Below are 24,649 nucleotides of genomic sequence, written 5' to 3' on the forward strand. Positions count from 1 at the left end.
ATTGCATTAAAGAGCACAATTAAAGATGATCCTTATTTTAACTTATATAAATGGTGCAAAACAAAAAACCGCCACAAAGTGAACGGTTTAGGAAAGCCATTTGGGCGGCGTATTTTTGGACCAATAAATATCGCCAACGGTAATGTGTTTTTGGAAATCATCTTCGGCTAGATGGTAATGAAAATTGAAGGAATAGCCCACTTGCGGCTTTTTTTCCGTTCTCACATGGAAACGAATCTCATCTTTGTTGGTTTCGGTATCATACACATGGAAAATCTTTTCCGAGTAGTCGCCTGACGGCTTTTCAGAAATGGCCAATTTGTTCAATTTGCTGGTGTCTAGTGTAGCCAAATGCATGTCAATTGCCTGTTGGATGTTTGGAAGAATCATCGTCTGGAACTCATCTTGAATGACAGGGCCAATCCGCGAACCGAATTTTAAATAAGATTGCTCTTCAGCAGACTGGTGGACTGTGTCGAGTATGGATACGCTGGTGTCGTAAAATTCACTCGGGTCGATCCAATCATAGAAATATTGTTTGTTATCGCTTTCAGCAGCGTGTGATTTGGGTTGTCCTTTTTCGTCTAGAAGCGACTCCCAAATTAAATGATTCGGGGAGATCGCACCTAATGTCAAAACGGCAACTGCAATCATCAGCGACTTTTGCCACCAATTTTTCATCAACATCACCTTTTCATTTATGAACATTTTAGTAACACGTTTGCTTATTTATACGATTTATATTGGTAAAGGTTTCATCTTCTTGAAATTCATTGTACAATAAAGTCATTAACAACGCCTTGTTTTTTTTGAAAAGGAGGAATTTTCATGGATGCATCATTATTGATTGGACTGGGTCTCCTGTTTATGCTCGGATACTTGACTTCGCTTTCTTTTACAGACTAATATGCACACAAAAAGAACCTTCTGGACAATTCAGAAGGTTCTTTTTGTGTCTATTTTATGGCTGAATAGTAATCACACCGTAATGGAATTTTGTATTTGGCCGAACGCGCCGGACAAATCCAAATCGTTCAAAATCCCCTGAGCGGAAGTGAGCTTTTAACACAACCGATTTGCGTGCCACCCGTCTTGCTTCAGCAACCCACCCGTCTGTCAATTGCTCTTGGTTGGCAGGTCCTCTGAGCGGAGCAAAGTTGGAAGCCTCGGCAATTTCCTCAGTAAACATTGGATCCATATAGATCACATCAAACGAATCGGATTCGAGCGTCTCCAGAAATGAGACCGCATTGGATGAAATCACGTTGATGCGCTGCATTGCCTGTTCTAAATGAGGCATCTCCTTATACCCTTTCAAGCCCTCTCCAACAACGTAGGCAAGAATGGGATGGCTCTCGCAACCAACGATCCTGCCATCCTCACCAACACGCTGAGAAGCCACGATCGAGTCTGAAGCTAAACCCAAAGTACAGTCTAAAAAAGAATCTCCAGGTTCGAGTCCTGAAACTTCGATGACCGGATCTTGTTCAAGCGGCCGTTTTGTCCGGAAAGCCGCGGAATTGGGATGAAAAAAGAACGGCTCCTTTTTACCCAATGGGTAAAACTCAAGCCGTTCTTTTAAACAGACCAGCACATCTGCCTCTTCATCTGCATGCAATTTCTCAATAGAACGTTTGTTGCGAGAGACTTGCATAAGCGAAAGATCTGCCGAAACACGAGCTGCCCGCTCCAATGTGTATGAAGTTGGCCGGTATGCTGTCGTTACTACTGTTTTCACTGAGCTGCCACCTGTTCAAGAACCTGCGACAAATGGTCGCGAATTTGTTCCATTGGATAGCCTTCAATTTGTTCACGCGGAATAAAGTAAGCTAGCTGGCCATCTTTCAATACCGCAATGGACGGCGATGACGGTGGAACTTCTTCAAAATAATTGCGCATTTGCGCAGTTGCTTCTTTGTCTTGGCCAGCAAAGACCGTTACCAAATGTTCCGGTCTTGCTTCTACTGTCTGAAGCGCTTCGATAACTGCTGGACGTGCCAAACCTGCAGCACAACCGCAAACCGAGTTAATGACAACAAGGCTTGTCCCTTCAGAACTGCTCATATGTTCATTGACTTCCTCAGCCGTCAATAATTCCTTAAATCCTGCACCCGTCAACTCTTGGCGCATCGGCACGACAATGCCTTTCATGTACTCGTCATATGCGTTCATGCTTTCGCCCCTTTTCATCTAATTAGTTTTGGCATGGAGATAGTCTCTTATCCTTTTCAGTGTAACCTAGATGGTCTGGAATTTCATAGTGGACTGTTTCGGAGCCGCATACTTTATGCTGGAATAAACTATTTTTAAAAAATCAGATCGATGTAAAAATTTTCTATATAATAATTTATAACGAAAACAAATACTGCCACGAGAGACTCTCGTGGCAGTATTTAAAAACTTGAGCAGACTAGGAGATAGGACATGAAGAAAAAGCCGAAGAAAAAGGAAAATTGTTTTACTGAACTGCTTAAAGAGCTTAGCTTTGAAATGGTTGCTAATATGATATTTTCGATCATATGGAATACCATTCTGTTCATACCAAGAATGACCTTTCGATTTTTTAGCAATATATGATTCAACTATCAGCTAACGGGGCATGCAGCAGAAAATACCCATCACTCCTGATTATTCGTATAATTTCAGATGGTTGATGGAATATTGAAATGCCTCTATACACTCAAACATTAAGTAGAATCGGTTCTTTCGCTTTTTTCAAAAGCACGCTCCTCTTTAAGGTAACGAATGTAACTGCTCCCAAAAGCGGCAAGTGATGTGATCCAAAGCGAAATTACAGCAGCATTTAAGATCATGAACATAATTGTTCCTCCTCTTTTGCTCATCAGCAAATTAGTCAACTAACAGTTCAACTCGCTTATTCATGGCTTTTGCAAATGTTTCATCGTGCTTCATTATTTTCATTAGTCGTTTTAGGGCATCAATAAGTTTCACAGAAAAAGAGCGCCCATTGGACGCTCTCTCAGTTACTCGTTAGAAATGCTGGTATACATATTTTTGAGGTATTTATCCGGATGAGGCATCGGATGACTTTTTCCTCTTTTGGTATTTTTTTGATAACTTTCAAAAGCAGTATTAATCAATTCCCAATCTTCGGGAAAATCATTTTTGAAGTTTATTTTGAACGTATGCCACGTCATGTCTTTGCCATATTTTTGGATCATAGCTTCCAGTTTTTTCTTTTTTGCCGGAAATACTGCACTGCCCATATCATCACTCTTTTCTTTTATCAATATACAACAAAAGCAACATTTTGAAAAGAAACGAAAAACGGTTTTTGCCCCATTGGTCTTAAACGATTCATCTTTTTTTCTTCAATCAAAAAAGGATGCGATCGAAGCTCTCGCTCACAACCAGCATCCCGTATCCGAATGAGTTAGTTTTCTTTGCTGCTGTATAGCTGTTCTTCTAAAACCTCGTCTACCAATCGAACTGCCTGTTCCAGACGTTCGCTGTAGTTTCCACTGATAGAGTGATAGTGAATATTTTGGCGATCGAGTATTGCTTTCAAATAGTTATTGTTGCGATCACGGATTTCTTGCGCACCGAATAGACGAGTGCCATCATCGACCCATTTTACATCAGGTTCAAGGAAAATCCACAAGTCGTATTGTTGGAGCGCGGCTACTTGGTCCAGTACCGGCTGTTCGTAACCGAGATAAGCCCAGGAAAAATACTGCGTGACATTTGCTTCTGTGTCGATAAACAGCAGCTTGTTCGCACGCTTTGCTTGTTCTTCTTCGTGGTATTTGTGCTCGAATGCAATCTTCGGAAAATCTGACTCTATGGTGATCTCAGCACCAATATTTTCATAAAACTTGCGCCCGTATTCCTCAACATAACTGGTGTTGTAGAGATTTGCCAGATTTTTCACCAATGTCGACTTCCCAGCGCTTTCGGTTCCAACTATGACAACGGTCCGAACAAAATAAGGCTGCACGACGTGCGGGATGATGGCCCAGTGCTTCATCGCACCTTCTTCTCGTATTTGCGTTGCGGAAATCGGGTAGGTTTGCCGTTCTGCATCCAGTACAACATGCTTCGCACCTGGATAGAGCTTTTCGAAATGTTCGCCGTATGCATGTTCTGAACTGAAGACGGTATCAATTTCTTTGCCAATTGCTGCCTTAATGCCAATGGAACCTTTTTCCCAGTCATAAAATTCACCCGTCTGCTTTTCAGCGATGGCATGGACTTTCACATGAGGAAGGTCTTTCGTGAGTTCATTCCACCAGCGAAGCCGTTGGTGGAATGGGATAGGTTTCATCGTCGTACCATTAAAGTAAAATTTGCGTTCATACTCCTCGTCATGCGTTAAAATGACATGCAACTCTTCTACCATTGTACTCGCCCGAATCATGGCACTGACATGCCCCTGATGGATAATTAAAAACTTACCGCCGTACATTCCAATTTTGCCCATTGCCATTTAACTGGTCTCCTCTTTTAACACTTGTTTTGTAGCCATTTTTCTCCAGTTGTAATATCCGTAAATTGAGTTGACAAGAAAAGCCGTCCACATGACAACTAATGTATAGTCATTGCCGCCTGTAGCATCTAGCGTAACAACCCAAAGTATGATGGAAAGAATGTTCACTGCTATCCAAATCAGCCATTGTTCGGCAAAGCGCTTCAGCATAAAAATTTGTGCAGTAACAGACAATACATTTGTTGCAGAATCAAGACCGACAGATCGTCCACCGATTGTCCCCAGCAAGATGGCGTACAGAATGGTTCCTATAACGATGGCAATTGCAGTATACAGCCAAGAACGTAGATTCATCGTTTTAACAACTACATCTTCACCCTGAACACTATTTTTATTTTTTATGGTGTTACGGCGCCATAAATAAAGTCCGATAAATTGAATCGGAAAGTAAAAGAGGCCATTGAGCATCGCCTCTCCGTAAAGCCCATATGTAAAAGAAATGTAGGCATAAGTAGATGTTTGAATTATGCCGAAGTAATAATTGCTGATTTTCCCTTTTGCCACTAGAAGTACACAAAGCATACCGCTGAGAGAGCTGATCAAACCGAGTAATGTGTCGTCCCATGCGAAAAACAGGTAAATGTTCACGGCCGTGAAAATAAGAAGCCAAGATTTTTCGAACAAACTCCAGTCTTTTAAAAATCGATGTGATTTTGATTCGGTGGCAGTAATGGACATAGCGGTTCCTCCAATTTTTATGCGTTACAACTCTTTTTGCACTACTTGAAGCTATATTTTTTATACCCAAATTATAACATCTACTTTTAGCACGATGTATATTTTTTCACTACACACAATATTATCTTTTGGGCCTATGCTCCTTGCCTGATGCGTTTGCATGAGTTTCTACTTGCTTCACCTGACGAACAGACTTTGCTTTTGTATGCTATAGTGAGGTCCGACAGATATTAATGGATTCTTCGAGACTTTTATTAGTCAATTTCCAAAGTGGAAGCGAGGAATTACGATGAGCCCGGAAAGAATTAATGAAATATTATCTACAATGCGTCAATACAACACAGCCAAAATCACTCATGTTTTTAGCAAAGATGGTAATGGTTTGATTCGTGCGAGATGCGTACCTTTAACTTCGACTTTAGAACTTACTTTTTTAATGGATCAAAGAGTAGAATTGTATGAATCTCTTGCTGAAGCAGTGAAAGTAGTAGAATACAAGTTAATTTGACTTAACCTTTCCATCCCTGACATTTTCAGGTTTTTTATGCCTTTCTCGAAGATAGTGAAATATATTGCCTTTCATGGAACTCGCCTTGGATTCACTTAAAAGTGAAACAGCTATGCCTTACCTTGAAAGAGAGCGATTTTCATGCAACTGGATCATATTAAAGAACTTTTGGTTATCACATGCAATTTCAATACATCTACCATCACCCATACATTTGCCATTGATGACGGCGAAGATGCACTCATCGTTAAGTGCATCAGAGACACATTCATCATAGAGATCACATCACGTAAAAGCCATTATGTGGAACATTACACATCTATCGACCAAGCTGCTGAAAGACTTTTTAACAAAATGGATTCCAACAAAGCTTGCTGATTCATTAGCATAATAAAGACAGTTAAAATTATACGATGTATGCACGATGTTTCCGCAAAAATACTAGCCGCATGAAATATTGTTTTAAACGCTAACCCAAAAAGCAATTTGCCGTTTGTTTGCGAACGGCAAATTGCTTTTATATATATTCATCTATTTTTCTGTGAAGTTCTTAGACCATATTAAAAGCCATCTTTCACGATGACTTGAATAGCGATATTTGAATGCCTTCAACCGACGGTGGACGAAGTATAATCGAACTGTCTGATTCTTCCACTGTATAGTTTTTCAAAAATTCTTCCACATCTTTTGGATGTTCAGCAACTTCTTCTCGCATAAGTTCTCGAATTATTAACGAACTTCTTTTGTGATTTAAGATGACCCCATTGACTGTAAGATTCACGCGTAACCCTCCTATGTATACATACACGATATCATAATTTTATTACCAATAAACGTATATAAGGACCTAATGTTTTTTTATATATTTTACGAATTTTAGTAATTTTATACCTTTTGATATATAAAGTGATTTAAAATACCTATTTTACCCGAGATTCGTATTATTCCACGTCTTTAAACAACGTATTTGTGACACTAAAAAAAACTACCTAAACTAGGTAGTTTGCTTGTCATTTACTTTACTTTTATGTGATCGCAATATGCCGCTGGCCCTTAGCTTTATTCTACAGTACTGGAAGTGCTACTCTTTTTTATCGTATTCTTTGTTAATAAAATCAAGCATTTGGCTGAAAATATCGTATTCGAACCATTCATAAGATGTGTCCTGGTCGTATTTTCCGTCTTCTTTTATTTCTAAGTTATTAGAGGAAAGCTGTACAATTTGCGTATCTTCCACTTGATCTTCCTGTTCCGTTACCTTCTGGCCTGCAAACTGATTGGCTACCTTGCCATAAAAAGCATCCCGCTTTTGCCGGTCTTCAAACTCCCATGATTCATACTTGCCGCTATATAAGATTTCCATCGAATACACACTGTTTTCCACTTTAAATTCCTCCTAGTAATGATGACCCCTTATTTTCTATCGTTTAGGTGCACTTTACCTCTTATTGGACACTTGGAAACATTTAATTTATCTGGAACAGAAAAAGGCCAAGGACTCTTCAGTCCCCGACCTTTTTCTTATTCGTCTTTCATGGCTTGGCGTGCTTCGGTCATTTGTTTCCAAACGGACCCTTTCGCATCTTCGCCTTGTTCGATTCGTGCGATGGCCATTTTGATCTGCAGCTTGACTTCAAACTCCGGATCTTCCTGCGCTTGCTTTAACGCCGGCAAAGCCGCTTCAGTTCCTGTTTCGTACAAGAACATCGCTGCTCTCCAGCGAACCAATTTGTTTTTGTCTTTCAAGGTTTCCATCATAACCGGTTCAAATTCCTCAAAACCAAGATCACTGATGGTGTCCCCCGTTGTTCTGCGGACTGCCCAACTCTTGTCTTTCATTGCGCGTTCAGCGAAAGGCACGACTGCCTTGTCCTTGATATCACCCAGGAAAATAGCTGCTTGGCGTCGAATGGACATTTTTTCATCGTCTAACGCCAGCGACAGCAGCGGCAAGTCATCAGCATCTGCCTCAATCATTTGATCCAAAAGCTGGAAACGGGTTTCCCAATCAGGTGCATTGAATTCTTCCGCCGAAATTTTGCGTCCACGTGGTGCTGCCTCGTGTTGTTCCGCATCTTGTTTCGCAGTCAAGACATCTAAACGCTCTTGCGGAAAGGCAGCTTCAATTTCCTCAACCATGCTTTTGCCAATCTCCGCTTTATCGCCGTAGCGGACGCCGTAATCTGCCCATTTGCGCTGCAGCAGGTAGTTCTCTTCTGTCGGGTCCATCACCAGCTGCATCGCCGCGACAAAGCGCTCTGGCATGCCAAAACGTTCTTCTGAACTGTTGTCAAAGACTTTGACCTGGAGCGGAATTCCCTTGAACTCTTGAACATGTACATATACTTCTCCGTAATGCTCATCCAACTCGATTTCTTCGCTGCTGTGCTCGCGATCTTCCCCAAAGACATTACGGACTTGCGCCAAAATCGCCTCCCAATCGAACTTGGAAATGCGTTCGACCGCTAAAAAGTCAGCTACATGGTAAACGCCTTTTACGCCATCAATCAAGAGCATCTCTTGGACTTCTTTCGGAGCGCCTTCTAAATTGTCCTTATGGTAATTATGGCTTTTGCCAAACGGCAACTCCTGATCGATGATGACTTTCATCGTATTCGGGCTTGGTGTTGGTTCAATGGTAATGATTTTCACAAAAAATCCCTCCTGCAATTAGTAGATCATGCTTCCGCGATTTCCTGAAGATAGGTCCAGCGTTCGACCAAAGCATCGTATTCGGCCGTTAACGCATTGACTTCTTGGGTCAATTTTTGCAGCTTATCGTAATCTGCACCAGCCAACGCCATTTCTTCTTCGCTTGATTCGATTTTCGCTTCTGTTTGTGCAATTTTATCAAGAATGCCGTCGTATTCCTGTTGTTCTTTATAGCTCATTTTTTTTTTTGCTTTTACCGGTTGGGCTGTAAACGTCTCGACAAGCTCCTGTTCAGCGAGTTCCACTGGATTGCTTTTGTCTTTAATAAATTCAGAGTATAAGCCCTGGTATTCTTCGATACGCCCAGTGCCTGTTGTCCATAATTTCCGCGCGATGCGGTCCAGGAAAAAGCGATCGTGCGAAATCGTAATAACGACGCCCGGGAAGTTTTCCAGGAAATCTTCCAGTACGGAAAGTGTTTGAATGTCCAAGTCGTTTGTCGGCTCATCCAGGAACAAAATATTTGGCTGTTCCATCAATAGTTTTAATAAATACAGACGCTTGCGCTCTCCGCCGGACAATTTGCCGATTTGCGTACCATGTCCATTTGATGGGAACAAGAAGCGCTCCAGCATTTGAGTCGCTGATAAGCGAACCCCTTTTTCAGCTTCAAAATCACTTGATGTTTCCTGAATGTATTCGATCATCCGCTGCGATTCGTCCATTTCCGGCAAATGCTGTGTAAAGTGGGCAATTTTCACGGTACTGCCGTATTCCATCTTGCCGGTAGTCGGTTCCAGTTCACCAGCCAACATTTTCATCAAAGTCGATTTGCCGGCGCCATTCGGTCCAACGATGCCGATTCGGTCTCCCCCTTGCAAAAGAAAGTCAAAGCCGCTGAAAATTTGCTTGTCGCCATATGCGACGCCCATGTCCTTGCCCTCAATAATTTTCTTGCCAAGACGCTGGCTTTGCATTGATAGTTCAAGCGACGTATTGTCATTTACTTTTTGCACATCTTCTTTGATTTCATCAAAACGCTGAATCCGCGCTTTTTGTTTGGTTGAACGAGCTTTCGCCCCTCGGCGAATCCATTTTAGTTCAGACCGGAAACGGTTTTCCAGTTTTTGTTGAGACGAAGCGTTCATTTCGTCCCGAATCGCTTTGTTTTCCAAATAATCGCCGTAGTTTCCTTTATGCGTATACATGGTTTGGTCGGCAATTTCGAAAATATGTGTTGAAACAGCATCTAAAAAGTACCGGTCATGCGTCACAAACAGCATGGCTGAACCCATACGCAATAAGGTTTCCTGTAGCCATTCTGTTGAAACAGCGTCTAAATGGTTGGTAGGCTCATCCAACAGGATTAAGTCTGCTGGTTCGATCAATGCTTTCGCGAGTGCGACACGCTTGCGCTGGCCGCCTGACAATTCGCTGACCATCTGGTCGTACATATCGATCCCCAGTTTTGATAAAGCCGTTTTCGCCAAGGCATTGATGTCCCATGCATTTTCCTGTTCCATTTTTTCCTGGATGTCCATCAGTTCATCCTGCAATTTCGTAGAACTTGAATCGACCATCATATTCTTCAATGCATTTTCATAGGCACGGTTCAACGCCAAAATTGGCGATTTTCCTGAGAATACTGTTTCGAGTACCGTCAAGGACTCATCAAACTCAGGCTCCTGCATCAAGTACGTAATCTGATATTTTTTAGGGTGATCCATGACAACATTGTCAGCATCCATTGATCCCGCCAAAATAGACATTAAGGTCGATTTCCCTGTTCCGTTGACGCCGATCAACCCGGCACGTTCTCCTGGATACAATGAAAACTCGACATCTTTAAATAAAGTTTTCGCTCCAACTGTTTTGGTTAGTTTTGTAATATTTAAGTGGCTCATTTATTCCCATCCGTTTCTGTTTGTAGTTGCTTTAAGAAGGATAGCATAAATTGATGGCGTTCTTCAGCCATCTGCCTACCCGTTTCCGTCGTCATTTGATCTTTCAGCAATAGTAGCTTTTCGTAAAAATGTGTCACGCTGCTCGTCTGCGCTTGCCGATATTCGTGTTCGGTCATCTCGGTGCGGGCTTTTTCATCCCAATCGTATAGCTTTCGTCCTTTGGCTCCCCCGTAGGCAAATGCACGTGCGATGCCAATCGCCCCAATAGCATCCAGACGGTCTGCGTCCTGGACAATTTTCGCTTCCATGGTTTCTGCTGCTCTGCCATTTCCGCCTTTAAAGGAAACCGATGCAATGATGTCCTGGATGTGCTGCCGCTGTCTACCCGGCAATTCCAGACGATCCAAAATATCCTGTTCCAGGTGTTCCCCTGGCTTTTTGTATTTCGGGTCCGAGACGTCGTGCAGCAGCACGGCCAACTCGATCATATAAGCATCTGCTGGTTCGTGCTCAAGAATCTTTTTGGCGTTTTTCATGACGCGTTCAATATGCTGCCAATCGTGGCTGGCATCAAACTGCTCGTAAATTTTTTGTACTTCCTTTTGGCATTGCTTGATTTTTTGCTGCTCCATGCTTCCGCTCCTATCGCCTGTTTCTTCTATTATAACCTGAAATCACTCCAGAATGCCTGTATTCCCAACGATTATTGACGTTTTCGTAGGCTTCATGTATAGTATAGCCATCCATAACATGGCGTCTATAGGTCCATGGCATACTCAATAATAGGGGGAACTCGCATGCACCAGGGAACAGTGAAATGGTTTAACTCAGAAAAAGGATACGGATTTATTGAGTATAATGATGGTGATGATGTATTTGTCCATTTTACAGGCATCCAGGGCGAAGGGTTTAAGACATTGGCTGAAGGCAAGACCGTGTCATTCGATATTATTGATGGCAACCGCGGACCACAGGCTGCAAATGTTATCCAGATTGATTCAGAGTAAAACAATAGAAAAAAGCAGGGACGGAAATTCCGTTCCTGCTTTTTATATTGCAGAAAAACAACTTTGTTATTTGTCACCGGTTCCGACTTTGTTGAGCTCATTTCCAAGGAATTGGAGTTGGGTGCCGACTGTACAGTTGCTGATGCAAAATCTGTGGGCAGCCGTTTTCCCTTCGTCTTTGCGAAGTTGGGTCCGCACAAAGCAGCCTTCACAATATGTAGCCAGCATTTCATCAATTTCGTTGATAATGGAAACTTTTTTCACTTTGTCACCTCTTAGCAAATCGTCATTTCCTCATTCTACTACGCATTTGTTTTTTATTCCAACAATAGTTATACTAACTGAGGATATTTTTAGAGGGACCAAGCGGTTCGCAAATTCCCGCTCTACCAAAACTAAGGAGGAAGTTTTTTGTTTAATGAATTTTGGGGACTGGGCTTTGCCCTGTTCAATTTTGTATTATTATTGATCATGTATAAGTTTTTTGGAAAAACCGGCTTGTTTGCTTGGGTCGCCATTTCAACTGTTTTGGCCAACATTCAAGTGACCAAAACCATCGAAATTATTGGCCTAACGGCAACCTTAGGAAATAGTTTGTATGCTTCCACATTTCTGGCAACTGATATCCTAAATGAAAAGTATGGCAAAAAAGAAGCCAAAAAAGCGGTATGGCTCGGTTTTTCTTCCTTGCTTATCATGGTGCTGGTCATGCAGTTTGGCATTAAGTTCATTCCAGCCGAAAGTGATTTCGCACAAGGCTCATTGGAGACTATTTTCGGATTGATTCCACAAATCGCCATCGGCAGCATGGTCGCTTACCTTGCCAGTCAGCATTTAGATGTCATTATCTTTAGTGCACTGCGCAGAATGTTTCCTAAAGACAGCCAGTTTTGGATCCGCAACAACGGATCGACATTGATCAGCCAGCTTTTGGATACGCTTATTTTTACTTCCATCGCTTTTTGGGGCGTATTTCCATTTGATGTATGGCTTCAAATTTTCATCTCGACTTATGTGCTGAAATTTATTGTCTCCGTTTTGGATACCCCATTCGGCTATTTGGCGAAGCGAATCAACCCCATTGACGAAAAGTAGGTGATCTCATGCTCGAAGTGTTTGTGGATGCGGCAACTGCCGGTGCTCCTCAAGTCAGCGCTGTAGGCATTTTTATTCGCGGCGAAGGCCATATGATTCAATGGAGCGAATATGTAGGAGAAATGGACAACCATACGGCTGAATTTACCGCGCTCGTAAAAGGACTGGAACTTGCGAAAGGCTTATCGTCAGGAATGGTGTCCATCAAGTCAGATTCCCAGGTAACAGTAGATGCGTTTGAAAGAGGCTCAATTAAAAATCCCAAGTTCAAACCGCTGCTGGCAAGAGCATTAGAGCTTGGCAGCCACTTTGACTACTGCTTTATTAAATGGATTCCCGACTCTCAAAACCGAGCAGCAGATGCGTTGGCAAGAACTGAGCTGCGCAAGCATAAATAATCTGTCCAACCTGTGGCAGCCGCCTGTAGTTATATGGGCGGCTGTTATGGTTTTGATGCATACGCTGAAGCTAAAGTCTGATAAGATTGAGATACTATCTTTTATTGGAGGAAACTAATGAGAACTAAATTAGGTACTGCACTTGATATTTTTATTTTGGTTATTGGACCATGGATTATCTACACACGAGTGGTGGAAATTATGCAAAACGGAGCTTCGGTTTATCCGGTAGTTTCGGTTGTCATCGTCACTATTGCATTGATTATTTCCATCTATAATTTGTATTTGCTGGTTGCCCGCAGACAGCAAAACAACACGAAAAAATAATCGAAAAGAGGCCCCAATTGTGAAATCGCTGTTGTTTTATTTTATTCCGCTGCTGGTATTTGCCATCGTTAACAATGTGGTGGTCAGCTTGGCTTGGCCACATTATTTGGCATTGCTCCTGGCCTTTCTGGTCTTTCAGATGGCACGCTTGCGCTACCCGAAAGATGGCGTTCCGCGCATCGCTAAAATTACCCAGGCTGCTTTTTACATACTGACCGTTGCCACGATCTTCCGTGATGAGTTTTTAAGTCCTTTAATCATAAATGTATTGATTGGCATCACAATTGGAATAGCAATCGTCGAAATTATTCAAACGAAAAAAAAGCCAGCCTAATAATTTAAAGCCCCAAAAGACTTTAGAAAGTTTAGTCCTTTGGGGCTTTGTTATGCAATCAGCGTTTATTCAAATGGTTTTGGGCAAAGTAGGTAAGTAAACTTTAAAAAAGAAGTTTCATTTAGTAAAATACCAAACCAGTACCAGCACAACAGCTACGATTACCCAAGTCATAATGCGGATCAGGTTTTTCTTTTTGCGGATTTCTTCCGTTTCCTTGACGTCTTTGAGCAGCGGCATGGAATCACCTCCCTTTAAGGTATTGTTTCCTATTGAGGCACGATTCTATTATTATGGAAAAAAGGAGGTTTTTTTGTGAAAAAAATACTAATCCCCTCATTTTCACTACTGTTATTGGCAGGCTGCAACAATGCTGCTCCAAACCCGGACGAAGCGACGGCTCCTTTTGAAGCAGTAGCGACAGGACTTGAATCGCCCTGGGCAATCAACAAGGCAGGCGATGAGTTTTACATTTCGGAACGGACGGGGCAAGTTGCCCATATAGATGGAGAGGGAACCCTTACACGACAGAAAGTCAATTTTTCCGATACTCTTTCTGATGCTTCGGAAGCTGGATTTTTAGGATTTGTCTTAAAACAGGATTTCGAAGAAAGTCAGGAAGCTTATGGCTACTATGTCTACGAAAGTGAAGGCAATGATTACAATAAAATCGTTTCACTTGTTTTGGAAGACGGGCAATGGCTGGAAAATGAAATTTTACTTGAAGGAATTCCGACCGGCAATGTTCACCATGGCGGACGCTTAGAATTGGATCCGGAAGGCAACTTATTTGCAACCATTGGCGATGCTTCGACGCCCGAACTTGCACAAGATTTAGCCTCGGTGAATGGCAAAATTTTAAAGCTAAACAGCTCCAACGAGTTTGAAATTTATTCGCATGGCCATCGCAATCCACAAGGCATTACATGGGACGATGATACCATGTATGCATCCGAGCACGGCCAATCGGCAAATGATGAAATCAACATGATTGAAGAAGGCAATAATTACGGCTGGCCGACCATCGAAGGTGAAGAATCCGAAGAAGGCCTGGAATCGCCTTTTTTCACTACCGGCGCTGACGATACTTGGGCACCCAGTGGAATGGATATGCACGACGGTTCTCTTTATGTCGCTTCCCTGCGCGGAACCGCTATTAAGATACTCGATCCTGAAAGTGCTGAAGTCTTGGACTCGGTAGAAGGATTTGGCCGTGTCCGGGATGTGTATTCAGATGGAGACTCTGTCTATTTTATCACCAACAATACAGATGGTCGCGGTACGCCTGTTGATGGCGACGATCATCTGTATAAGCTGAATGAATAGCAAAAAGGTGTATTGGAGCCATCCAATACACCTTTTTGCTTGAATTGATGCTACATAAATTTCACCATTAAATTTTCATCAATGTATTTTTCCGATGTTTTCATTGAATTTATTTCTGTTCCGTATTTTTCAAAGCCCATTTGTTCATATAATGTGATGGCTGGCAGATTTTCACTCGCCACCATCAAGTCCAAACGTTCCAAGCCATGCCATTTTGCTGCATAGTGAAGCAATTCCCGCATAAGTCGGCTGGCAAGCCCATTCCCTCTGGCGTTGGGTGTCACGTATACAGCGACAACGGATGCGCGGTGCTCCAGCTTTGGAGCTGCATTGCGAACAAGCGTTACATTGCCCTGCAGTTGACCATCTTGAAATGCACCAAATGTGACCGCATTTTCCAACGCCAAACTTTCCGCTGTTTTGCTGATGGGTCTTTGAATGGCGTCTTCCAGCCGTGTAGCAAAGGCGTCCGGACTGTCCTTTAATGCTTCTATGCGCAAGTCAAAATAAGCTTGGGCGTCTTCTGCATCCAACTGGCGTATTTCCATAGTCCGACATCCTTTTTAGTTGAATTTTTGAATGACAGTTCCTTTGCCGTTTGCGACTTGAATTTCTGCATAGGCGCCGTTGACAAACGTGACCTGTGGCGGCACATGCCCCAAATCAATGTCGTAAACGATGGGCAGATCTAATTCTTCCGCCAGGTCCTGGTACATCCGTTCAACTGTATAGCCTTCAACCGGCATGTTTGCAGAACTTCGGCCGAAAACAATGCCGGCACAATTCTCGAACCAGCCTGCATATTTCATTCCCGTCAGCGACCGTTTTAAATCTGCAACAGACATCTCGCAATTTTCCAGGTACCAGATGACCCTTTCACTAGGGATGTGCTGTTCCCGAAACGCTTGAACGTTGCCGTACGGTGTACCAGTCAAGTTACGAATCACGTCGATGCATCCGCCTAGCAAGCGCCCGGAGAACGTCTCTTCCCTTCCGGAAACCGTTTTCCAATTGGTCGGCTCGGTTAAATGAAAGACCACTGGCGAAGGGTTCTGATGATTCCATTCTTTTTGGAAAAGTATTGATGATTGTTGTGCAACGGTTTCTCCCGCAGCTGTTTTAAGCACATCCGACCAGCGTCCGGTCGTATCATCGCTCTTTTCGCCGCGCAAATCCACAATGTTCGTGCCATGTGCTGTGGCAAGCCCTGTTTTCAAGGTGATGGCCAACAAGAGTACACTGAGATCTGAATACCCAAGCACCCATTTTGGCTGCATCTTCGCAAAATCCAAGTATTCCAATGTTTCAATCAGCAGTTCGCCACCCCAAGGCGGAACGATTAAATCAATCTCCGGATTATTCATCATTTCCATAAATTCGTTGGCGCGTTTTTTGGCAGGGGCTGACTTAGCTAGTTCCTGCGTCCAAGCCGTGTCGCCGGTGACCACGTTGAATCCATTCTGTTTTTGCCGGGCGATGGCCTGTTCCAATAGATGATGCTGTTCAGGCCCCACACCGGAAGAGGTTGCGGTGATGCCGATTGTCTTGAAGGTGTTCGCAGGATAACGAATCATCCAATAGTCCCCCTTTTGGTTTAAACGAAAAAGAATAGTGAAAAAATCATCGCCAGTAAAATACCGGCACCCAAACAAAACCAAAATACATAGCCGAGCATTTCCATAAAACGGCTTGGTTCTTTATCTAATCTTTTCCCTTTGAATTGTGAAAAATCAGGTGGTGTTTCTCTTTTTGCAGTTGTTTTATTATTGCTCATTGCTTTGGTTTCGGTATATGGTTCCATTGTGTTCCTCCTAGAATCGGTTAGCAGTTACTTAATAAGATATCTTTCATTATACTAAACTTAACTTGAGAATATAGTCCCCTTTTCGACTAATTGTCATTTTTCAGAATAAACTAAGCAAAGTGGAGCTTGATTTGGATTTCTTAGGGTATATGATGGGTAAGTACAGAAAAAATGGAGGGGGCTGATCCGGATGAAGGTGTTGGTAGTAGGGGCAAATGGACAGATTGGACGTCATTTTGTAAAAATGTTGGCGGACAGCGACGATCATATCCCAAAAGCAATGATCCGCAAAGAAGAGCAACTCAGTTTTTTTAATAGCTTAGGCGTGGAAACCGTGTTGACCAGCCTTGAAGGCAGTGTCGAAGAAATTGCGGACGCTATGAAAGACTGTGATGCCGTCGTATTTGCAGCGGGCAGCGGCGGTGCTACAGGCGCAGACAAAACCTTGCTGATTGATTTGGATGGTGCCGCCAAAACGATTGAAGCAGCTGAACAAACCGGCACCGAACGCTTCCTGATGATCAGCGCCATCAACGCCGACAAACGGGAAATGTGGAAAGAAGACATGGCCCATTACTATGTCGCCAAGCACCACGCCGATAACATTTTGCGTGCCAGTGGATTGACTTATACAATTATTCGTCCCGGCTTATTGACGAACGATCCCGGTACCGGAAAGATTTCAGCAACTGAAAATCTGGATTCGGGAGAAATTCCACGAGAAGATGTAGCCCGTGTGCTGCTGCATTCTCTTGGAAATGAGCATGTCTACAATAAAACTTTTGAAATTGTGTCTGGTGAAGACGGTATCGAGGATGCACTCAACCGTTTATAGAAGCCTTCACCTTAAAGTGGCAGCATTCACTTTAGATTAAAATTACAGGAGATTGCTGATTAGATGTGCGGTGGGGATTCCCATCTCACATCTTTTTTGAGACACCAGCTCTATCGTGTTGCCAAACATAGTATTAAGAAACATTTACAAATAGTTTAGAGGGAAACTGGAAATCCCTCTATTTTTTCATTTTCAGGCGGCTCGTTGCGAGTATTACTATCATCATTTCCAAAAAAAGTGTCCTTCCTCCGCCTCTTGTATCATTCACAGCAAGATTGCCATCCCGCAAAGCTATCTCCTTTTTATCCGCAAAAACTTCATCTGCTAAATCTGTATTGCCCGTTGTCGGAGAACAAAGCGGATGGATCCATTTTCCACCTTCTGCATTCAGGTAGTACAAGTAATTTGCATCCAGCTGACTTTCTCCCCACATAATATCTTCTTTTACCGTAATCATATTCTCATCTACACCTTTAAAACTTTTATTGACCCGGATTGTTAAAATCTTGACACTGTTGCGGTCCTTGATTTTTTCAACCGTCCCTATAATCACAGCATCGTATTCCCGGTAAGCTCTATCTGGCGAAGAAGGCTCTGCACATGAGAGTGCAAGACTTTGTGTTGGCATTAAAAAGAATAGAAATAAAGTGATAGTCATCAATGCTTTTTCCATCGAATTACCATTCCTTCTTGTCAAATTTCCCTGTACTGCTTTAGTCGAACTTAAACTCAAAAAAGTTACATAGCGCGTTATTTTTAAAACAACTTCACAAGCCTCTCTTGCTTAAACGGATGCATGCAAAAAGCACCGTTCGCAACGGTGCTTCGTACATTATTTTTCAATTGGTATTTTCACTTTGCGATACGGTTTTGACGTTTTTTATTCCCAACACCAGCTGGAACACAAAGGCAATCGAACATAAAGCGATTGCGGCATAGCCCAGTCCGCCGATAGGCGTCATTTGGAATGTCTGTATAACCAACAGCGCCATCATAAGAGCGATGCCAAAATTCACAATGTATGGCTTATCGTAGTATTTTTTGGATGCAATGCCTACAAAAATCGCTACAGCAATAATCAAAATCAATAAAAAACTGCCCATTTTTCTCCCTCACCCTTTTTCTTTGTCTATCACAAGTCTAGCATTTATCCCGGATCGCCGATAGAGCACTTGAAATTTATTCGTATGCCAGCCTTTTAACGATTTGTTCTTGTTGCGGATAGAGTTTGAGCAGTTCAGCCTGCCGCAATAATTCGAAATCTGCAAAGTCAAAGCCTGGCGAAACCATGCACCCTACCAATGAAAATGTGTTCTCCGCATCGACCGTCGATCCAAAAATACTGCCTTTTTCCACCAATACCTGCGGCCGTTCCCCTGCAGCCAAATACAGCCCTAACTTTTCGGCCCGGTAGTTTCCATCCGCATCTAAAATATGAACGGTTACGGCATTGCCCGTATGGAAGTACCACAGTTCATCAGATTTCAACCTGTGAAAATGGGAAATGTCCTGCGACCGCAGCAAAAAGTAGATGCTGGTGTACAAGTTCCGTTCTGCCGGATGAGTCGTCAGGCTAATTTTCTGGGGTGAAACGAACGACTGTTTAAAGTAACCGCCTTCGGGATGTGCTGCCATGTCCAGATGGGTAATCCAATCTTCTGCATTCATCGCGCCTCTCTCCATTCGTAAATATTTTTTCATACACAAAAATTAGTGAAACTTTCTATCTCTTTAGACGTATCCATTATATATCAAAAATACCGGTTTAACCGAGGAGGAATTGGAATGAACAATCACGAAATCGATTTTAAACTGCATGGCGATGATATGCAATTTGTGGAAGTCGAGCTCGACCCTTCAGAAACTGTTATCGCAGAAGCTGGCGCATTAATGATGATGGAAGACGGCATCGCGATGGAGACGATTTTCGGCGATGGCTCCAAAAGTTCCGGTGGCAGCGGCTTGATGGGCAAACTGATGAGTGCTGGAAAACGTGTTGTTACAGGCGAAAGCTTATTCATGACAGCATTCACCAACAAAGGAACGGGCAAACGCCACGTGTCTTTCGCAGCTCCCTATCCAGGCAAGATTATTCCGATGGACTTAAGCATGCTGAACGGCAAAATCATTTGCCAAAAAGATTCATTCTTGGCCGCCGCTAAAGGCGTTTCCATCGGTATTGAATTTCAGCGTAAACTCGGTGCAGGCTTTTTTGGGGGCGAAGGGTTTATCATGCAAAAATTAGAAGGGGATGGGCTGGCATTTGTCCATGCTGGAGGCACCATTTACCGCAAAAATCTTCAAAAAGGCGAAGTGCTCCGAGTTGATACTGGCTGTTTAGTCGCTATGACCGGTGATGTCGATTACAATATCGAAACAGTTCCAGGAATCAAAACCGCCTTGTTTGGCGGCGAAGGCTTGTTTTTTGCAACACTTCGCGGCCCCGGCAGTGTATGGATTCAATCAATGCCGTTTAGCCGCCTGGCTAGTCGCGTGTTTGCGGCAGCTCCGCAAAACCCTGCAGGCCGTTCACAAGGTGAAGGCAGTGCCGCCGGTGGATTGTTTGACCTACTGGGTGGAAGATAATATTTCCAGCTGTGATTCATGCCATAAAGAAAGCAAAGCTAAAAAGCGTCTACTCTTTCCTGATCAAGGATAGGAGTAGACGCTTTTTGACTTTTATAAATACAGTAATAGTGAATAATACACTAATGTAACGGGATTTAAATACACAATTCCCCTAAATATTCGAAACGGCTAAAGGATTGACAAATTAATGTAATCATAGAAATTTTAGTTTCTAATGGACTTAGTAGCTGTAGCTGCTTTAAAAAGTATACGTTTCTCCATCATCCGGAACTATTAGATGTTCAGCCATTCCTTTTTCATCTGCAAAGCTTTTCAATTCTTCTCTTGATAAAGCCCAATGATTGACTGCCTCCATGTGAACAGCCATGATTTTAGCACTCGGAGCTCCTTCAAAAACAGAGTGGACATCCTCTTTCCCCATGACCAATGAACCGCCTTCCAGAAATTGATTGTCTCCGGCATTCAGCACAATCACTTCTGGGCGGTGTTTCGTTAGTTCATCCTGGATTGCCTGGTACCAAACCGTGTCACCTGCAACATACAAGGTTTTTTCATCAGGATGGTTGAATACTACACCGCATACCAGGCCGATACGCTTGAGGACCTCACCTCTCCCGTGCTCGCCTTTTGTTTTAGTCAATTGAATCTCTTCGAAGACTGTATGTTCCTGTAAAACTTCTACATTATCGAAGCCGGCTTTTTGAATTTCATAAGCATCTTCTTGATTTTGAGTATATAGCTTAATTTTTTTTGGCAATGCTTCTTTTGCAGCATCGTCCCAGTGATCCAAGTGCAAATGCGTCACAATCACGGCGTCAACATCTACGATATGTTCAATGGCAACTGGCAAATCAATCAACGGATTTTTTTGATCTTGTCTGGCCGAATTCGCAAAAGGCGGATACGTACCCTTTGGTGCTAAAAATGGATCAATTAAAAATTTTTTGCCCGCGTATTCAACGATTAACGTTGCGTTTCGGATATGTTGGATTTTCAAATAGACAACTCCTTTTACTGTAATGTCTCAGTGTACATGTTCTTTGAAATTAGACAGTTTAATCCCATACCGGCTACTAATCATCAGTATACTATTTTTTCATTAAGCGGAAAACTTTTGCGTTCGCCCAGATTGTTGAGACTATTCCATGTTATTATTTATAAACTAATACAAAATCAGGAAGGATGAAATGATGCATATACGCAAAGCAACAATAGAAGATGCTTCAGGCATCGCTAAAGTTCACGTAGATAGTTGGAGAACGACTTACCAAGGCGTTATGCCAAGCAGCTTTCTCGACCGACTGTACTATGAAAAACGAACAGCTTTATGGGAAAGCAATATCGGAAGAATAGAAGACTACGTGGCAGTTGCTGAAACCAGCAGCGGCGACATTATCGGCTTTGGCACTGCTTCGAAAAGAGATACCAATACAGTGGAGAGATCTGGAGATTTAACTTCCATCTATTTACTTGAAGCTTATCAAGGCCAAGGAATTGGAAAAATGCTGTTGAAAGCGCTGTTTCTGCAATTTAAAAGATTGGATTATGAACGAATTTTTGTAGAAGTGCTGGAAGACAATAAAACTAAGTATTTTTACGAATATTATGGAGCGAAGCTAGTGAACAAAATTCAGCTGAACTACGACGGGAAAATATTGAACGAATTGATATACGAGTGGGAAAATCTAAATGAGGTATTGGAGAAACTCTAAATCGCTACAAAAAACCACCCTCAGCTGAAGGCGGTTTTATTTTTACCATTTTTAAAGCATTTGCGCAAGTTGGATTAAGTTCCCGCAGGTGTCGTCGAGCACAGCAATTTTGACGTTGCCCATTTCTGTTGGTTCTACCGTGAAGCTTACACCCTTTTCAAGCAATTGTTCATACTCGCTTTGGACATCTTCCACGCCAAACATGGTAGCTGGAACACCTTCCGCAAAAATCTTTTGTTGGTATTCTTTTGCAGCAGGATGAGCGTTCGGTTCGAGCACAAGCTCGGTTCCCCTTAGATGATTGGGAGAAACAACTGTGATCCACCTGAACTCCCCCATTGGGATGTCGTGCTTTTTGACAAAGCCAAGGGTTTCCGAATAAAACTCCAAAGCCTTGTCCTGATCTTCGACAAATAAACTGGTTACAATAATATCCATACTGTTTGCCTCCTTCATTAGAGATGGTTTCCATGTCACGACTCTTACCTGATCCATCCTTCCAGCAAGTTTTCTAATGGTTCTTTGTCGAAAGTCAGAACCCGATACTTCCCCTTTTTCGTAGACTTTACCAGCCCCGCTTCATCTAACAGGGAAAGGTGCTTTGCGATTGCCTGCCTGGTAATTGTAAGATGGTGTTTCGTAATGAGGCGAACGGTCAGTTCATACAAAGTCATTTCATTGCGTTCGGACAGTTCGTCCAATATCAAACGCCTCGTTGAGTCGTTGAGTGCTTTGAATATTGCATCTTTATTATCCATACACCCATTATAAGCAACCTTTTAGTTGCATGTCAAGTGAATAAAAAGACCGATATTCGGTCTTAACGCTACTTGTTCTTTTGCCAATAAATCATACCGTCATGTTCGTTCGTCCTTTTCATCCCCATCTTTTCCAACACCCTTATCGATCCAATGTTATCTGAATTTGCTTCTGCAACGATCTTTTCAACTAGATTTGTTTTGAACGCCCATTCTAAGAGTCCCTCAACTGCTTCTGTCGCATAGCCCATTCCCCAATAAGGTTCCAAAAATCCGTAGCCCACTTCGGCTTTCTTATTGGAGGTTGGCTTACCTTTAAAACCCGCGTCCCCAAGTATCAATACCGGCAACGCCCAATGACCCAAGCAGAATAGCCGGTGTTTTCCATTCTTTTATCTTTTGCTTCACCCTCACTCCTCCTCCGGATAGAAACTGCAATGCCTATGCAACCGTTTATTTCTTGACGCATCCATAAAGTGATTTTTCTGACAGATAACTAGTATATCATTTTTATATTCCATAATAAGTAATTTCTAAGAGAGCACTCTCCTTTAGTTGTGCTATAAATTTTCTTTCGTTCGTTTGTTTTCGGTTTTTTTCAGCCAGTGGCGAAGTCCTTTTCCAGCTAACGGTTCATCGCTATACCGAGGAATGACATGAAAATGGCTGTGTTTGACCGATTGATTGGACGCATCTCCCACGTTCCAGCCTAGCGTGAAACCATCTGGAGCAAACTTCGCCTCCAAGTATTCCTTGGCTAGATGCAGCAAGTCATATGTGTCGCTCCATTCCTCTTTTGTCAAATCAAATGTCGTGACACGGTGCAGCTTCGGCACAATCACCCCACTGCCTTCCAGCACCTCCTGCTCGTTGTCATGCTGCAGAAAAAAGCAGGTTTGGTTTTCAAATACGATCTGTTGGTTATGATCTTTGTTGGGATTGCAAAATGGACAATCGGTTTTGTAAGACATGTTTTTCCTCCTTCCTCTCCTCTACATTTTTTCAGGCGCTTTTATGCCGAGCAGCCTCAATCCTTCTTTTAAAACGATGGTGACAGCTTGAACCAATGCCAGCCTCTCCTCTTGTTCTTCGTCGGCATTCAGGATTTTCATATGTGCATAGTAGGCGTTAAACTACCCGTCACTTAAGCTCCAATGTATTTTTATCAAAAAAAGACAAAAGCATTTCCAAATCTTCGGGGTAATCATGCTGCATTGCCAACAACTTATCGTAGGTTTTCCAGGCAACTTCGGTGATTTCTTCATCTGGGTCTGCATAAGCAAGTTGTCCATCCGTCATCCGGCAAAGAAAATAATAAGTGGTTACCTTATAATGGCCGATGCGGACGTTCTTGGTGTAAACAGACTTTTCGACTTCAACCGTGAACCCTGTTTCTTCCCAAACCTCTCTTTCACATGCCTGTTCAGGGCTCTCGCCTTTTTCAATTTCGCCTGATGGCACACTCCACCCTTTAGTTTCTTTTTCTTTCACCATCAGCATTTTATTTTTCATCATCACAATGCCAGCTGCTCCATTCCATAGGATCCTTTCGTTGGTCACTTAACAAATTCCCTTCCGACTGAATTTTTTCAGCAATCTTTTTTGGAATAATATTTATGGAATCCAATTCGTCTAAATCCACCCATAACGGCAAATACGCCCCCCTGTTTCGATCAGGATCTATGTATTCTTCTCCACTGCCTGAACCAAAATTCCCGCCCCTTATTTCTGCCAGAAAAAAGGAGTGGATGCCGTTGAAATTGATCCGATCAATACAACGAAGAACCTTGACTTCCACTCCAAGTTCTTCCATTGCTTCTCGTTCAGCTGCCTTCTCCGGGGTTTCTCCTGGTTCTATTCCACCACCTGGAAAAACGTAATACGTGCTGCCATTTCTAACACGTTTGATCAGCGCTACTTTATTATTTTGAATAAGGATAACTGCTCCGCGTTCTCTCATTAAAATACCTGCTTTCATGGCTGTACTCCAAATGGATTTAGCGTAAGAATACAACTGGCTGAAGAGCATTAGCAAATTTACTATTTATTGTTCTCTCTGTTTTCAATGATTTTCATCGATACCAATCCCATCAAGCCAGCAATGGCAATGCTGTACATAATTGTCTTATGTGTTTCACCCCAAGTAGTTGCTAAGGATATAAGGAGCAAGATCAATAACAAACCATAACTCACATAACTTTGCATTTTCTTGAAT

General features: G+C 42.6%; 39 protein-coding genes and 1 pseudogene. 11 read left to right on the plus strand and 29 right to left on the minus strand.

The features are described from left to right. Nucleotides 1-87 precede the first annotated feature (87 nt). The 7 genes from AC4EG4_RS00735 to pnuC all read right to left on the minus strand — a co-directional run bounded on the left by AC4EG4_RS00735 (nt 88) and on the right by pnuC (nt 5,185). The gene (locus AC4EG4_RS00735; protein WP_490978190.1) at nt 88-681 is read right to left on the minus strand and encodes a YpjP family protein; all 594 of its coding nucleotides are present in this window, start codon (nt 679-681) and stop codon (nt 88-90) included. Between the two features lie 280 nt (nt 682-961). Next, nucleotides 962-1,738, minus strand: coding sequence for a class I SAM-dependent methyltransferase (locus tag AC4EG4_RS00740; protein WP_490978189.1), 777 nt, complete (start codon nt 1,736-1,738; stop codon nt 962-964). Beyond that, nucleotides 1,735-2,172, minus strand: a complete 438-nt coding sequence (locus AC4EG4_RS00745; RefSeq protein ID WP_490978188.1) for a BrxA/BrxB family bacilliredoxin — start codon at nt 2,170-2,172, stop codon at nt 1,735-1,737. Before AC4EG4_RS00745 ends, AC4EG4_RS00740 begins: the two co-directional genes overlap by 4 nt. Nucleotides 2,173-2,687: 515 nt before the next feature. Further along, nucleotides 2,688-2,819 (minus strand): hypothetical protein, encoded by a 132-nt coding sequence (locus tag AC4EG4_RS00750; RefSeq protein ID WP_490978187.1) that lies wholly within the window; start codon nt 2,817-2,819, stop codon nt 2,688-2,690. A 165-nt stretch (nt 2,820-2,984) separates the two neighbouring features. Continuing rightward, nucleotides 2,985-3,227, minus strand: a complete 243-nt coding sequence (locus tag AC4EG4_RS00755) for a hypothetical protein (RefSeq protein ID WP_490978186.1) — start codon at nt 3,225-3,227, stop codon at nt 2,985-2,987. 167 nt (nt 3,228-3,394) lie between these two features. Further along, complete coding sequence (gene nadR, locus AC4EG4_RS00760) at nt 3,395-4,447, minus strand: multifunctional transcriptional regulator/nicotinamide-nucleotide adenylyltransferase/ribosylnicotinamide kinase NadR (RefSeq protein WP_490978185.1); 1,053 nt, start codon at nt 4,445-4,447, stop codon at nt 3,395-3,397. Continuing rightward, the gene (gene pnuC, locus AC4EG4_RS00765) at nt 4,448-5,185 is read right to left on the minus strand and encodes a nicotinamide riboside transporter PnuC (protein WP_490978184.1); all 738 of its coding nucleotides are present in this window, start codon (nt 5,183-5,185) and stop codon (nt 4,448-4,450) included. A gap of 289 nt (nt 5,186-5,474) precedes the next feature. Here pnuC and AC4EG4_RS00770 point away from each other — a divergent pair, with 289 nt between their 5' ends. Next, nucleotides 5,475-5,693, plus strand: a complete 219-nt coding sequence (locus AC4EG4_RS00770) for a hypothetical protein (protein WP_490986665.1) — start codon at nt 5,475-5,477, stop codon at nt 5,691-5,693. 141 nt (nt 5,694-5,834) lie between these two features. Further along, a complete protein-coding gene (locus AC4EG4_RS00775) occupies nt 5,835-6,071 on the plus strand; it encodes a hypothetical protein (protein ID WP_490978182.1) in 237 nt (78 codons plus the stop codon). A gap of 196 nt (nt 6,072-6,267) precedes the next feature. Here AC4EG4_RS00775 and AC4EG4_RS00780 read toward each other — a convergent pair whose 3' ends face one another. The 5 genes from AC4EG4_RS00780 to AC4EG4_RS00800 form a co-directional block, all read right to left on the minus strand. Further along, on the minus strand, nt 6,268-6,474 hold the full coding sequence (locus AC4EG4_RS00780) for a hypothetical protein (RefSeq protein WP_490978181.1): 207 nt from the start codon (nt 6,472-6,474) through the stop codon (nt 6,268-6,270). A gap of 300 nt (nt 6,475-6,774) precedes the next feature. Then, nucleotides 6,775-7,077 (minus strand): hypothetical protein, encoded by a 303-nt coding sequence (locus tag AC4EG4_RS00785; protein ID WP_490978180.1) that lies wholly within the window; start codon nt 7,075-7,077, stop codon nt 6,775-6,777. A 137-nt stretch (nt 7,078-7,214) separates the two neighbouring features. Continuing rightward, on the minus strand, nt 7,215-8,345 hold the full coding sequence (locus AC4EG4_RS00790; protein ID WP_490978179.1) for a conserved virulence factor C family protein: 1,131 nt from the start codon (nt 8,343-8,345) through the stop codon (nt 7,215-7,217). A 26-nt stretch (nt 8,346-8,371) separates the two neighbouring features. Next, a complete protein-coding gene (locus AC4EG4_RS00795; protein ID WP_490986666.1) occupies nt 8,372-10,249 on the minus strand; it encodes an ABC-F family ATP-binding cassette domain-containing protein in 1,878 nt (625 codons plus the stop codon). Then, nucleotides 10,246-10,881 carry an HD domain-containing protein gene (locus AC4EG4_RS00800; RefSeq protein ID WP_490978177.1) on the minus strand — a complete coding sequence of 212 codons (636 nt, stop codon included), beginning with the start codon at nt 10,879-10,881 and terminating at the stop codon, nt 10,246-10,248. The genes AC4EG4_RS00795 and AC4EG4_RS00800 overlap by 4 nt, the downstream gene beginning before the upstream one ends. A gap of 165 nt (nt 10,882-11,046) precedes the next feature. Here AC4EG4_RS00800 and AC4EG4_RS00805 point away from each other — a divergent pair, with 165 nt between their 5' ends. Then, nucleotides 11,047-11,256: a cold-shock protein gene (locus AC4EG4_RS00805; protein ID WP_490978176.1), complete on the plus strand. Its 210-nt coding sequence runs from the start codon at nt 11,047-11,049 to the stop codon at nt 11,254-11,256. A 66-nt stretch (nt 11,257-11,322) separates the two neighbouring features. Here the strand turns inward: AC4EG4_RS00805 and AC4EG4_RS00810 are convergent, their stop codons facing one another. Beyond that, the gene (locus AC4EG4_RS00810) at nt 11,323-11,520 is read right to left on the minus strand and encodes a zinc-finger domain-containing protein (RefSeq protein ID WP_490978175.1); all 198 of its coding nucleotides are present in this window, start codon (nt 11,518-11,520) and stop codon (nt 11,323-11,325) included. Between the two features lie 147 nt (nt 11,521-11,667). Between AC4EG4_RS00810 and AC4EG4_RS00815 the strand changes: the two genes are divergently transcribed. From AC4EG4_RS00815 to AC4EG4_RS00830, 4 genes are all read left to right on the plus strand, one after another. After that, a complete protein-coding gene (locus AC4EG4_RS00815) occupies nt 11,668-12,351 on the plus strand; it encodes a queuosine precursor transporter (RefSeq protein WP_490978174.1) in 684 nt (227 codons plus the stop codon). A gap of 8 nt (nt 12,352-12,359) precedes the next feature. Continuing rightward, nucleotides 12,360-12,749 carry a ribonuclease HI family protein gene (locus AC4EG4_RS00820; RefSeq protein ID WP_490978173.1) on the plus strand — a complete coding sequence of 130 codons (390 nt, stop codon included), beginning with the start codon at nt 12,360-12,362 and terminating at the stop codon, nt 12,747-12,749. A 117-nt stretch (nt 12,750-12,866) separates the two neighbouring features. Further along, nucleotides 12,867-13,076, plus strand: coding sequence for a hypothetical protein (locus AC4EG4_RS00825; protein ID WP_490978172.1), 210 nt, complete (start codon nt 12,867-12,869; stop codon nt 13,074-13,076). A gap of 19 nt (nt 13,077-13,095) precedes the next feature. Beyond that, the gene (locus AC4EG4_RS00830; RefSeq protein WP_490986667.1) at nt 13,096-13,410 is read left to right on the plus strand and encodes a hypothetical protein; all 315 of its coding nucleotides are present in this window, start codon (nt 13,096-13,098) and stop codon (nt 13,408-13,410) included. A 117-nt stretch (nt 13,411-13,527) separates the two neighbouring features. On the opposite strand, the gene AC4EG4_RS00835 is transcribed toward AC4EG4_RS00830, so the two are convergent. Continuing rightward, nucleotides 13,528-13,650, minus strand: coding sequence for a hypothetical protein (locus AC4EG4_RS00835; protein WP_490978170.1), 123 nt, complete (start codon nt 13,648-13,650; stop codon nt 13,528-13,530). 75 nt (nt 13,651-13,725) lie between these two features. Between AC4EG4_RS00835 and AC4EG4_RS00840 the strand changes: the two genes are divergently transcribed. Next, complete coding sequence (locus AC4EG4_RS00840) at nt 13,726-14,736, plus strand: PQQ-dependent sugar dehydrogenase (protein WP_490986668.1); 1,011 nt, start codon at nt 13,726-13,728, stop codon at nt 14,734-14,736. A 50-nt stretch (nt 14,737-14,786) separates the two neighbouring features. On the opposite strand, the gene AC4EG4_RS00845 is transcribed toward AC4EG4_RS00840, so the two are convergent. From AC4EG4_RS00845 to AC4EG4_RS00855, 3 genes are read right to left on the minus strand one after another with little or no spacing between them, the layout of a single operon-like run. Then, nucleotides 14,787-15,284, minus strand: a complete 498-nt coding sequence (locus AC4EG4_RS00845; protein ID WP_490986669.1) for a GNAT family N-acetyltransferase — start codon at nt 15,282-15,284, stop codon at nt 14,787-14,789. Between the two features lie 15 nt (nt 15,285-15,299). Then, the gene (locus AC4EG4_RS00850) at nt 15,300-16,310 is read right to left on the minus strand and encodes a S66 family peptidase (RefSeq protein ID WP_490986670.1); all 1,011 of its coding nucleotides are present in this window, start codon (nt 16,308-16,310) and stop codon (nt 15,300-15,302) included. Between the two features lie 20 nt (nt 16,311-16,330). Further along, nucleotides 16,331-16,537, minus strand: a complete 207-nt coding sequence (locus tag AC4EG4_RS00855) for a hypothetical protein (protein WP_490978166.1) — start codon at nt 16,535-16,537, stop codon at nt 16,331-16,333. A gap of 193 nt (nt 16,538-16,730) precedes the next feature. On the opposite strand from AC4EG4_RS00855, the gene AC4EG4_RS00860 reads away from it, so the two are divergent. Continuing rightward, a complete protein-coding gene (locus AC4EG4_RS00860; protein ID WP_490978165.1) occupies nt 16,731-17,375 on the plus strand; it encodes an SDR family oxidoreductase in 645 nt (214 codons plus the stop codon). Between the two features lie 178 nt (nt 17,376-17,553). Here AC4EG4_RS00860 and AC4EG4_RS00865 read toward each other — a convergent pair whose 3' ends face one another. From AC4EG4_RS00865 to AC4EG4_RS00875, 3 genes are all read right to left on the minus strand, one after another. After that, nucleotides 17,554-18,048, minus strand: coding sequence for a hypothetical protein (locus tag AC4EG4_RS00865; RefSeq protein WP_490978164.1), 495 nt, complete (start codon nt 18,046-18,048; stop codon nt 17,554-17,556). A 166-nt stretch (nt 18,049-18,214) separates the two neighbouring features. Continuing rightward, nucleotides 18,215-18,478, minus strand: a complete 264-nt coding sequence (locus AC4EG4_RS00870) for a hypothetical protein (RefSeq protein ID WP_490986671.1) — start codon at nt 18,476-18,478, stop codon at nt 18,215-18,217. 76 nt (nt 18,479-18,554) lie between these two features. Beyond that, entirely contained in the window at nt 18,555-19,043 is a 489-nt protein-coding gene (locus AC4EG4_RS00875; protein ID WP_490986672.1) for a cupin domain-containing protein, read from the minus strand. 117 nt (nt 19,044-19,160) lie between these two features. On the opposite strand from AC4EG4_RS00875, the gene AC4EG4_RS00880 reads away from it, so the two are divergent. Continuing rightward, the gene (locus AC4EG4_RS00880) at nt 19,161-19,961 is read left to right on the plus strand and encodes a TIGR00266 family protein (protein WP_490978161.1); all 801 of its coding nucleotides are present in this window, start codon (nt 19,161-19,163) and stop codon (nt 19,959-19,961) included. A 241-nt stretch (nt 19,962-20,202) separates the two neighbouring features. Here the strand turns inward: AC4EG4_RS00880 and AC4EG4_RS00885 are convergent, their stop codons facing one another. Then, nucleotides 20,203-20,961, minus strand: a complete 759-nt coding sequence (locus AC4EG4_RS00885; RefSeq protein ID WP_490986673.1) for an MBL fold metallo-hydrolase — start codon at nt 20,959-20,961, stop codon at nt 20,203-20,205. Nucleotides 20,962-21,154: 193 nt separating this feature from the next. Between AC4EG4_RS00885 and AC4EG4_RS00890 the strand changes: the two genes are divergently transcribed. Then, complete coding sequence (locus AC4EG4_RS00890; RefSeq protein WP_490987169.1) at nt 21,155-21,676, plus strand: GNAT family N-acetyltransferase; 522 nt, start codon at nt 21,155-21,157, stop codon at nt 21,674-21,676. 51 nt (nt 21,677-21,727) lie between these two features. Here the strand turns inward: AC4EG4_RS00890 and AC4EG4_RS00895 are convergent, their stop codons facing one another. The 8 genes and pseudogenes from AC4EG4_RS00895 to AC4EG4_RS00930 form a co-directional block, all read right to left on the minus strand. Next, nucleotides 21,728-22,114 carry a VOC family protein gene (locus AC4EG4_RS00895; protein ID WP_490986674.1) on the minus strand — a complete coding sequence of 129 codons (387 nt, stop codon included), beginning with the start codon at nt 22,112-22,114 and terminating at the stop codon, nt 21,728-21,730. Between the two features lie 44 nt (nt 22,115-22,158). Continuing rightward, entirely contained in the window at nt 22,159-22,434 is a 276-nt protein-coding gene (locus AC4EG4_RS00900) for an ArsR/SmtB family transcription factor (protein ID WP_490978158.1), read from the minus strand. A gap of 68 nt (nt 22,435-22,502) precedes the next feature. After that, nucleotides 22,503-22,784 (minus strand): GNAT family N-acetyltransferase, encoded by a 282-nt coding sequence (locus AC4EG4_RS00905; RefSeq protein WP_490986675.1) that lies wholly within the window; start codon nt 22,782-22,784, stop codon nt 22,503-22,505. Nucleotides 22,785-22,994: 210 nt separating this feature from the next. Further along, nucleotides 22,995-23,405 (minus strand): HIT family protein, encoded by a 411-nt coding sequence (locus tag AC4EG4_RS00910; protein WP_490986676.1) that lies wholly within the window; start codon nt 23,403-23,405, stop codon nt 22,995-22,997. A gap of 21 nt (nt 23,406-23,426) precedes the next feature. After that, a pseudogene (locus tag AC4EG4_RS00915) lies at nt 23,427-23,567 on the minus strand (DALR anticodon-binding domain-containing protein); the annotation flags it as partial. Between the two features lie 7 nt (nt 23,568-23,574). Next, nucleotides 23,575-23,949 (minus strand): NUDIX hydrolase, encoded by a 375-nt coding sequence (locus AC4EG4_RS00920; protein ID WP_490986677.1) that lies wholly within the window; start codon nt 23,947-23,949, stop codon nt 23,575-23,577. After that, nucleotides 23,936-24,394, minus strand: coding sequence for an NUDIX hydrolase (locus AC4EG4_RS00925; protein ID WP_490987170.1), 459 nt, complete (start codon nt 24,392-24,394; stop codon nt 23,936-23,938). Before AC4EG4_RS00925 ends, AC4EG4_RS00920 begins: the two co-directional genes overlap by 14 nt. An 80-nt stretch (nt 24,395-24,474) precedes the next feature. Next, nucleotides 24,475-24,639 carry a hypothetical protein gene (locus AC4EG4_RS00930; protein ID WP_490986678.1) on the minus strand — a complete coding sequence of 55 codons (165 nt, stop codon included), beginning with the start codon at nt 24,637-24,639 and terminating at the stop codon, nt 24,475-24,477. Between the last annotated feature and the right edge of the window lie 10 nt (nt 24,640-24,649).

Source organism: Planococcus sp. TJ-201 (genome assembly GCF_058268495.1).

What these genes read in the sequence shown, in the direction of transcription:
- AC4EG4_RS00735 (WP_490978190.1), bottom strand. Translation starts at nt 681, where the DNA reads ATGAAAAATTGGTGGCAAAAGTCGCTGATGATTGCAGTTGCCGTTTTG.
- pnuC (WP_490978184.1), bottom strand. Translation starts at nt 5,185, where the DNA reads ATGTCCATTACTGCCACCGAATCAAAATCACATCGATTTTTAAAAGAC.
- AC4EG4_RS00805 (WP_490978176.1), top strand. Translation starts at nt 11,047, where the DNA reads ATGCACCAGGGAACAGTGAAATGGTTTAACTCAGAAAAAGGATACGGA.
- AC4EG4_RS00900 (WP_490978158.1), bottom strand. Translation starts at nt 22,434, where the DNA reads ATGGATAATAAAGATGCAATATTCAAAGCACTCAACGACTCAACGAGG.
- nadR (WP_490978185.1), bottom strand. Translation starts at nt 4,447, where the DNA reads ATGGCAATGGGCAAAATTGGAATGTACGGCGGTAAGTTTTTAATTATC.
- AC4EG4_RS00825 (WP_490978172.1), top strand. Translation starts at nt 12,867, where the DNA reads ATGAGAACTAAATTAGGTACTGCACTTGATATTTTTATTTTGGTTATT.
- AC4EG4_RS00855 (WP_490978166.1), bottom strand. Translation starts at nt 16,537, where the DNA reads ATGGAACCATATACCGAAACCAAAGCAATGAGCAATAATAAAACAACT.
- AC4EG4_RS00770 (WP_490986665.1), top strand. Translation starts at nt 5,475, where the DNA reads ATGAGCCCGGAAAGAATTAATGAAATATTATCTACAATGCGTCAATAC.
- AC4EG4_RS00755 (WP_490978186.1), bottom strand. Translation starts at nt 3,227, where the DNA reads ATGGGCAGTGCAGTATTTCCGGCAAAAAAGAAAAAACTGGAAGCTATG.
- AC4EG4_RS00910 (WP_490986676.1), bottom strand. Translation starts at nt 23,405, where the DNA reads ATGTCTTACAAAACCGATTGTCCATTTTGCAATCCCAACAAAGATCAT.
- AC4EG4_RS00890 (WP_490987169.1), top strand. Translation starts at nt 21,155, where the DNA reads ATGCATATACGCAAAGCAACAATAGAAGATGCTTCAGGCATCGCTAAA.
- AC4EG4_RS00860 (WP_490978165.1), top strand. Translation starts at nt 16,731, where the DNA reads ATGAAGGTGTTGGTAGTAGGGGCAAATGGACAGATTGGACGTCATTTT.
- AC4EG4_RS00745 (WP_490978188.1), bottom strand. Translation starts at nt 2,172, where the DNA reads ATGAACGCATATGACGAGTACATGAAAGGCATTGTCGTGCCGATGCGC.
- AC4EG4_RS00875 (WP_490986672.1), bottom strand. Translation starts at nt 19,043, where the DNA reads ATGAATGCAGAAGATTGGATTACCCATCTGGACATGGCAGCACATCCC.
- AC4EG4_RS00870 (WP_490986671.1), bottom strand. Translation starts at nt 18,478, where the DNA reads ATGGGCAGTTTTTTATTGATTTTGATTATTGCTGTAGCGATTTTTGTA.
- AC4EG4_RS00845 (WP_490986669.1), bottom strand. Translation starts at nt 15,284, where the DNA reads ATGGAAATACGCCAGTTGGATGCAGAAGACGCCCAAGCTTATTTTGAC.
- AC4EG4_RS00880 (WP_490978161.1), top strand. Translation starts at nt 19,161, where the DNA reads ATGAACAATCACGAAATCGATTTTAAACTGCATGGCGATGATATGCAA.
- AC4EG4_RS00895 (WP_490986674.1), bottom strand. Translation starts at nt 22,114, where the DNA reads ATGGATATTATTGTAACCAGTTTATTTGTCGAAGATCAGGACAAGGCT.
- AC4EG4_RS00820 (WP_490978173.1), top strand. Translation starts at nt 12,360, where the DNA reads ATGCTCGAAGTGTTTGTGGATGCGGCAACTGCCGGTGCTCCTCAAGTC.
- AC4EG4_RS00925 (WP_490987170.1), bottom strand. Translation starts at nt 24,394, where the DNA reads ATGAGAGAACGCGGAGCAGTTATCCTTATTCAAAATAATAAAGTAGCG.
- AC4EG4_RS00775 (WP_490978182.1), top strand. Translation starts at nt 5,835, where the DNA reads ATGCAACTGGATCATATTAAAGAACTTTTGGTTATCACATGCAATTTC.
- AC4EG4_RS00850 (WP_490986670.1), bottom strand. Translation starts at nt 16,310, where the DNA reads ATGATTCGTTATCCTGCGAACACCTTCAAGACAATCGGCATCACCGCA.
- AC4EG4_RS00930 (WP_490986678.1), bottom strand. Translation starts at nt 24,639, where the DNA reads ATGCAAAGTTATGTGAGTTATGGTTTGTTATTGATCTTGCTCCTTATA.
- AC4EG4_RS00865 (WP_490978164.1), bottom strand. Translation starts at nt 18,048, where the DNA reads ATGGAAAAAGCATTGATGACTATCACTTTATTTCTATTCTTTTTAATG.
- AC4EG4_RS00800 (WP_490978177.1), bottom strand. Translation starts at nt 10,881, where the DNA reads ATGGAGCAGCAAAAAATCAAGCAATGCCAAAAGGAAGTACAAAAAATT.
- AC4EG4_RS00835 (WP_490978170.1), bottom strand. Translation starts at nt 13,650, where the DNA reads ATGCCGCTGCTCAAAGACGTCAAGGAAACGGAAGAAATCCGCAAAAAG.
- AC4EG4_RS00795 (WP_490986666.1), bottom strand. Translation starts at nt 10,249, where the DNA reads ATGAGCCACTTAAATATTACAAAACTAACCAAAACAGTTGGAGCGAAA.
- AC4EG4_RS00750 (WP_490978187.1), bottom strand. Translation starts at nt 2,819, where the DNA reads ATGTTCATGATCTTAAATGCTGCTGTAATTTCGCTTTGGATCACATCA.
- AC4EG4_RS00920 (WP_490986677.1), bottom strand. Translation starts at nt 23,949, where the DNA reads ATGATGAAAAATAAAATGCTGATGGTGAAAGAAAAAGAAACTAAAGGG.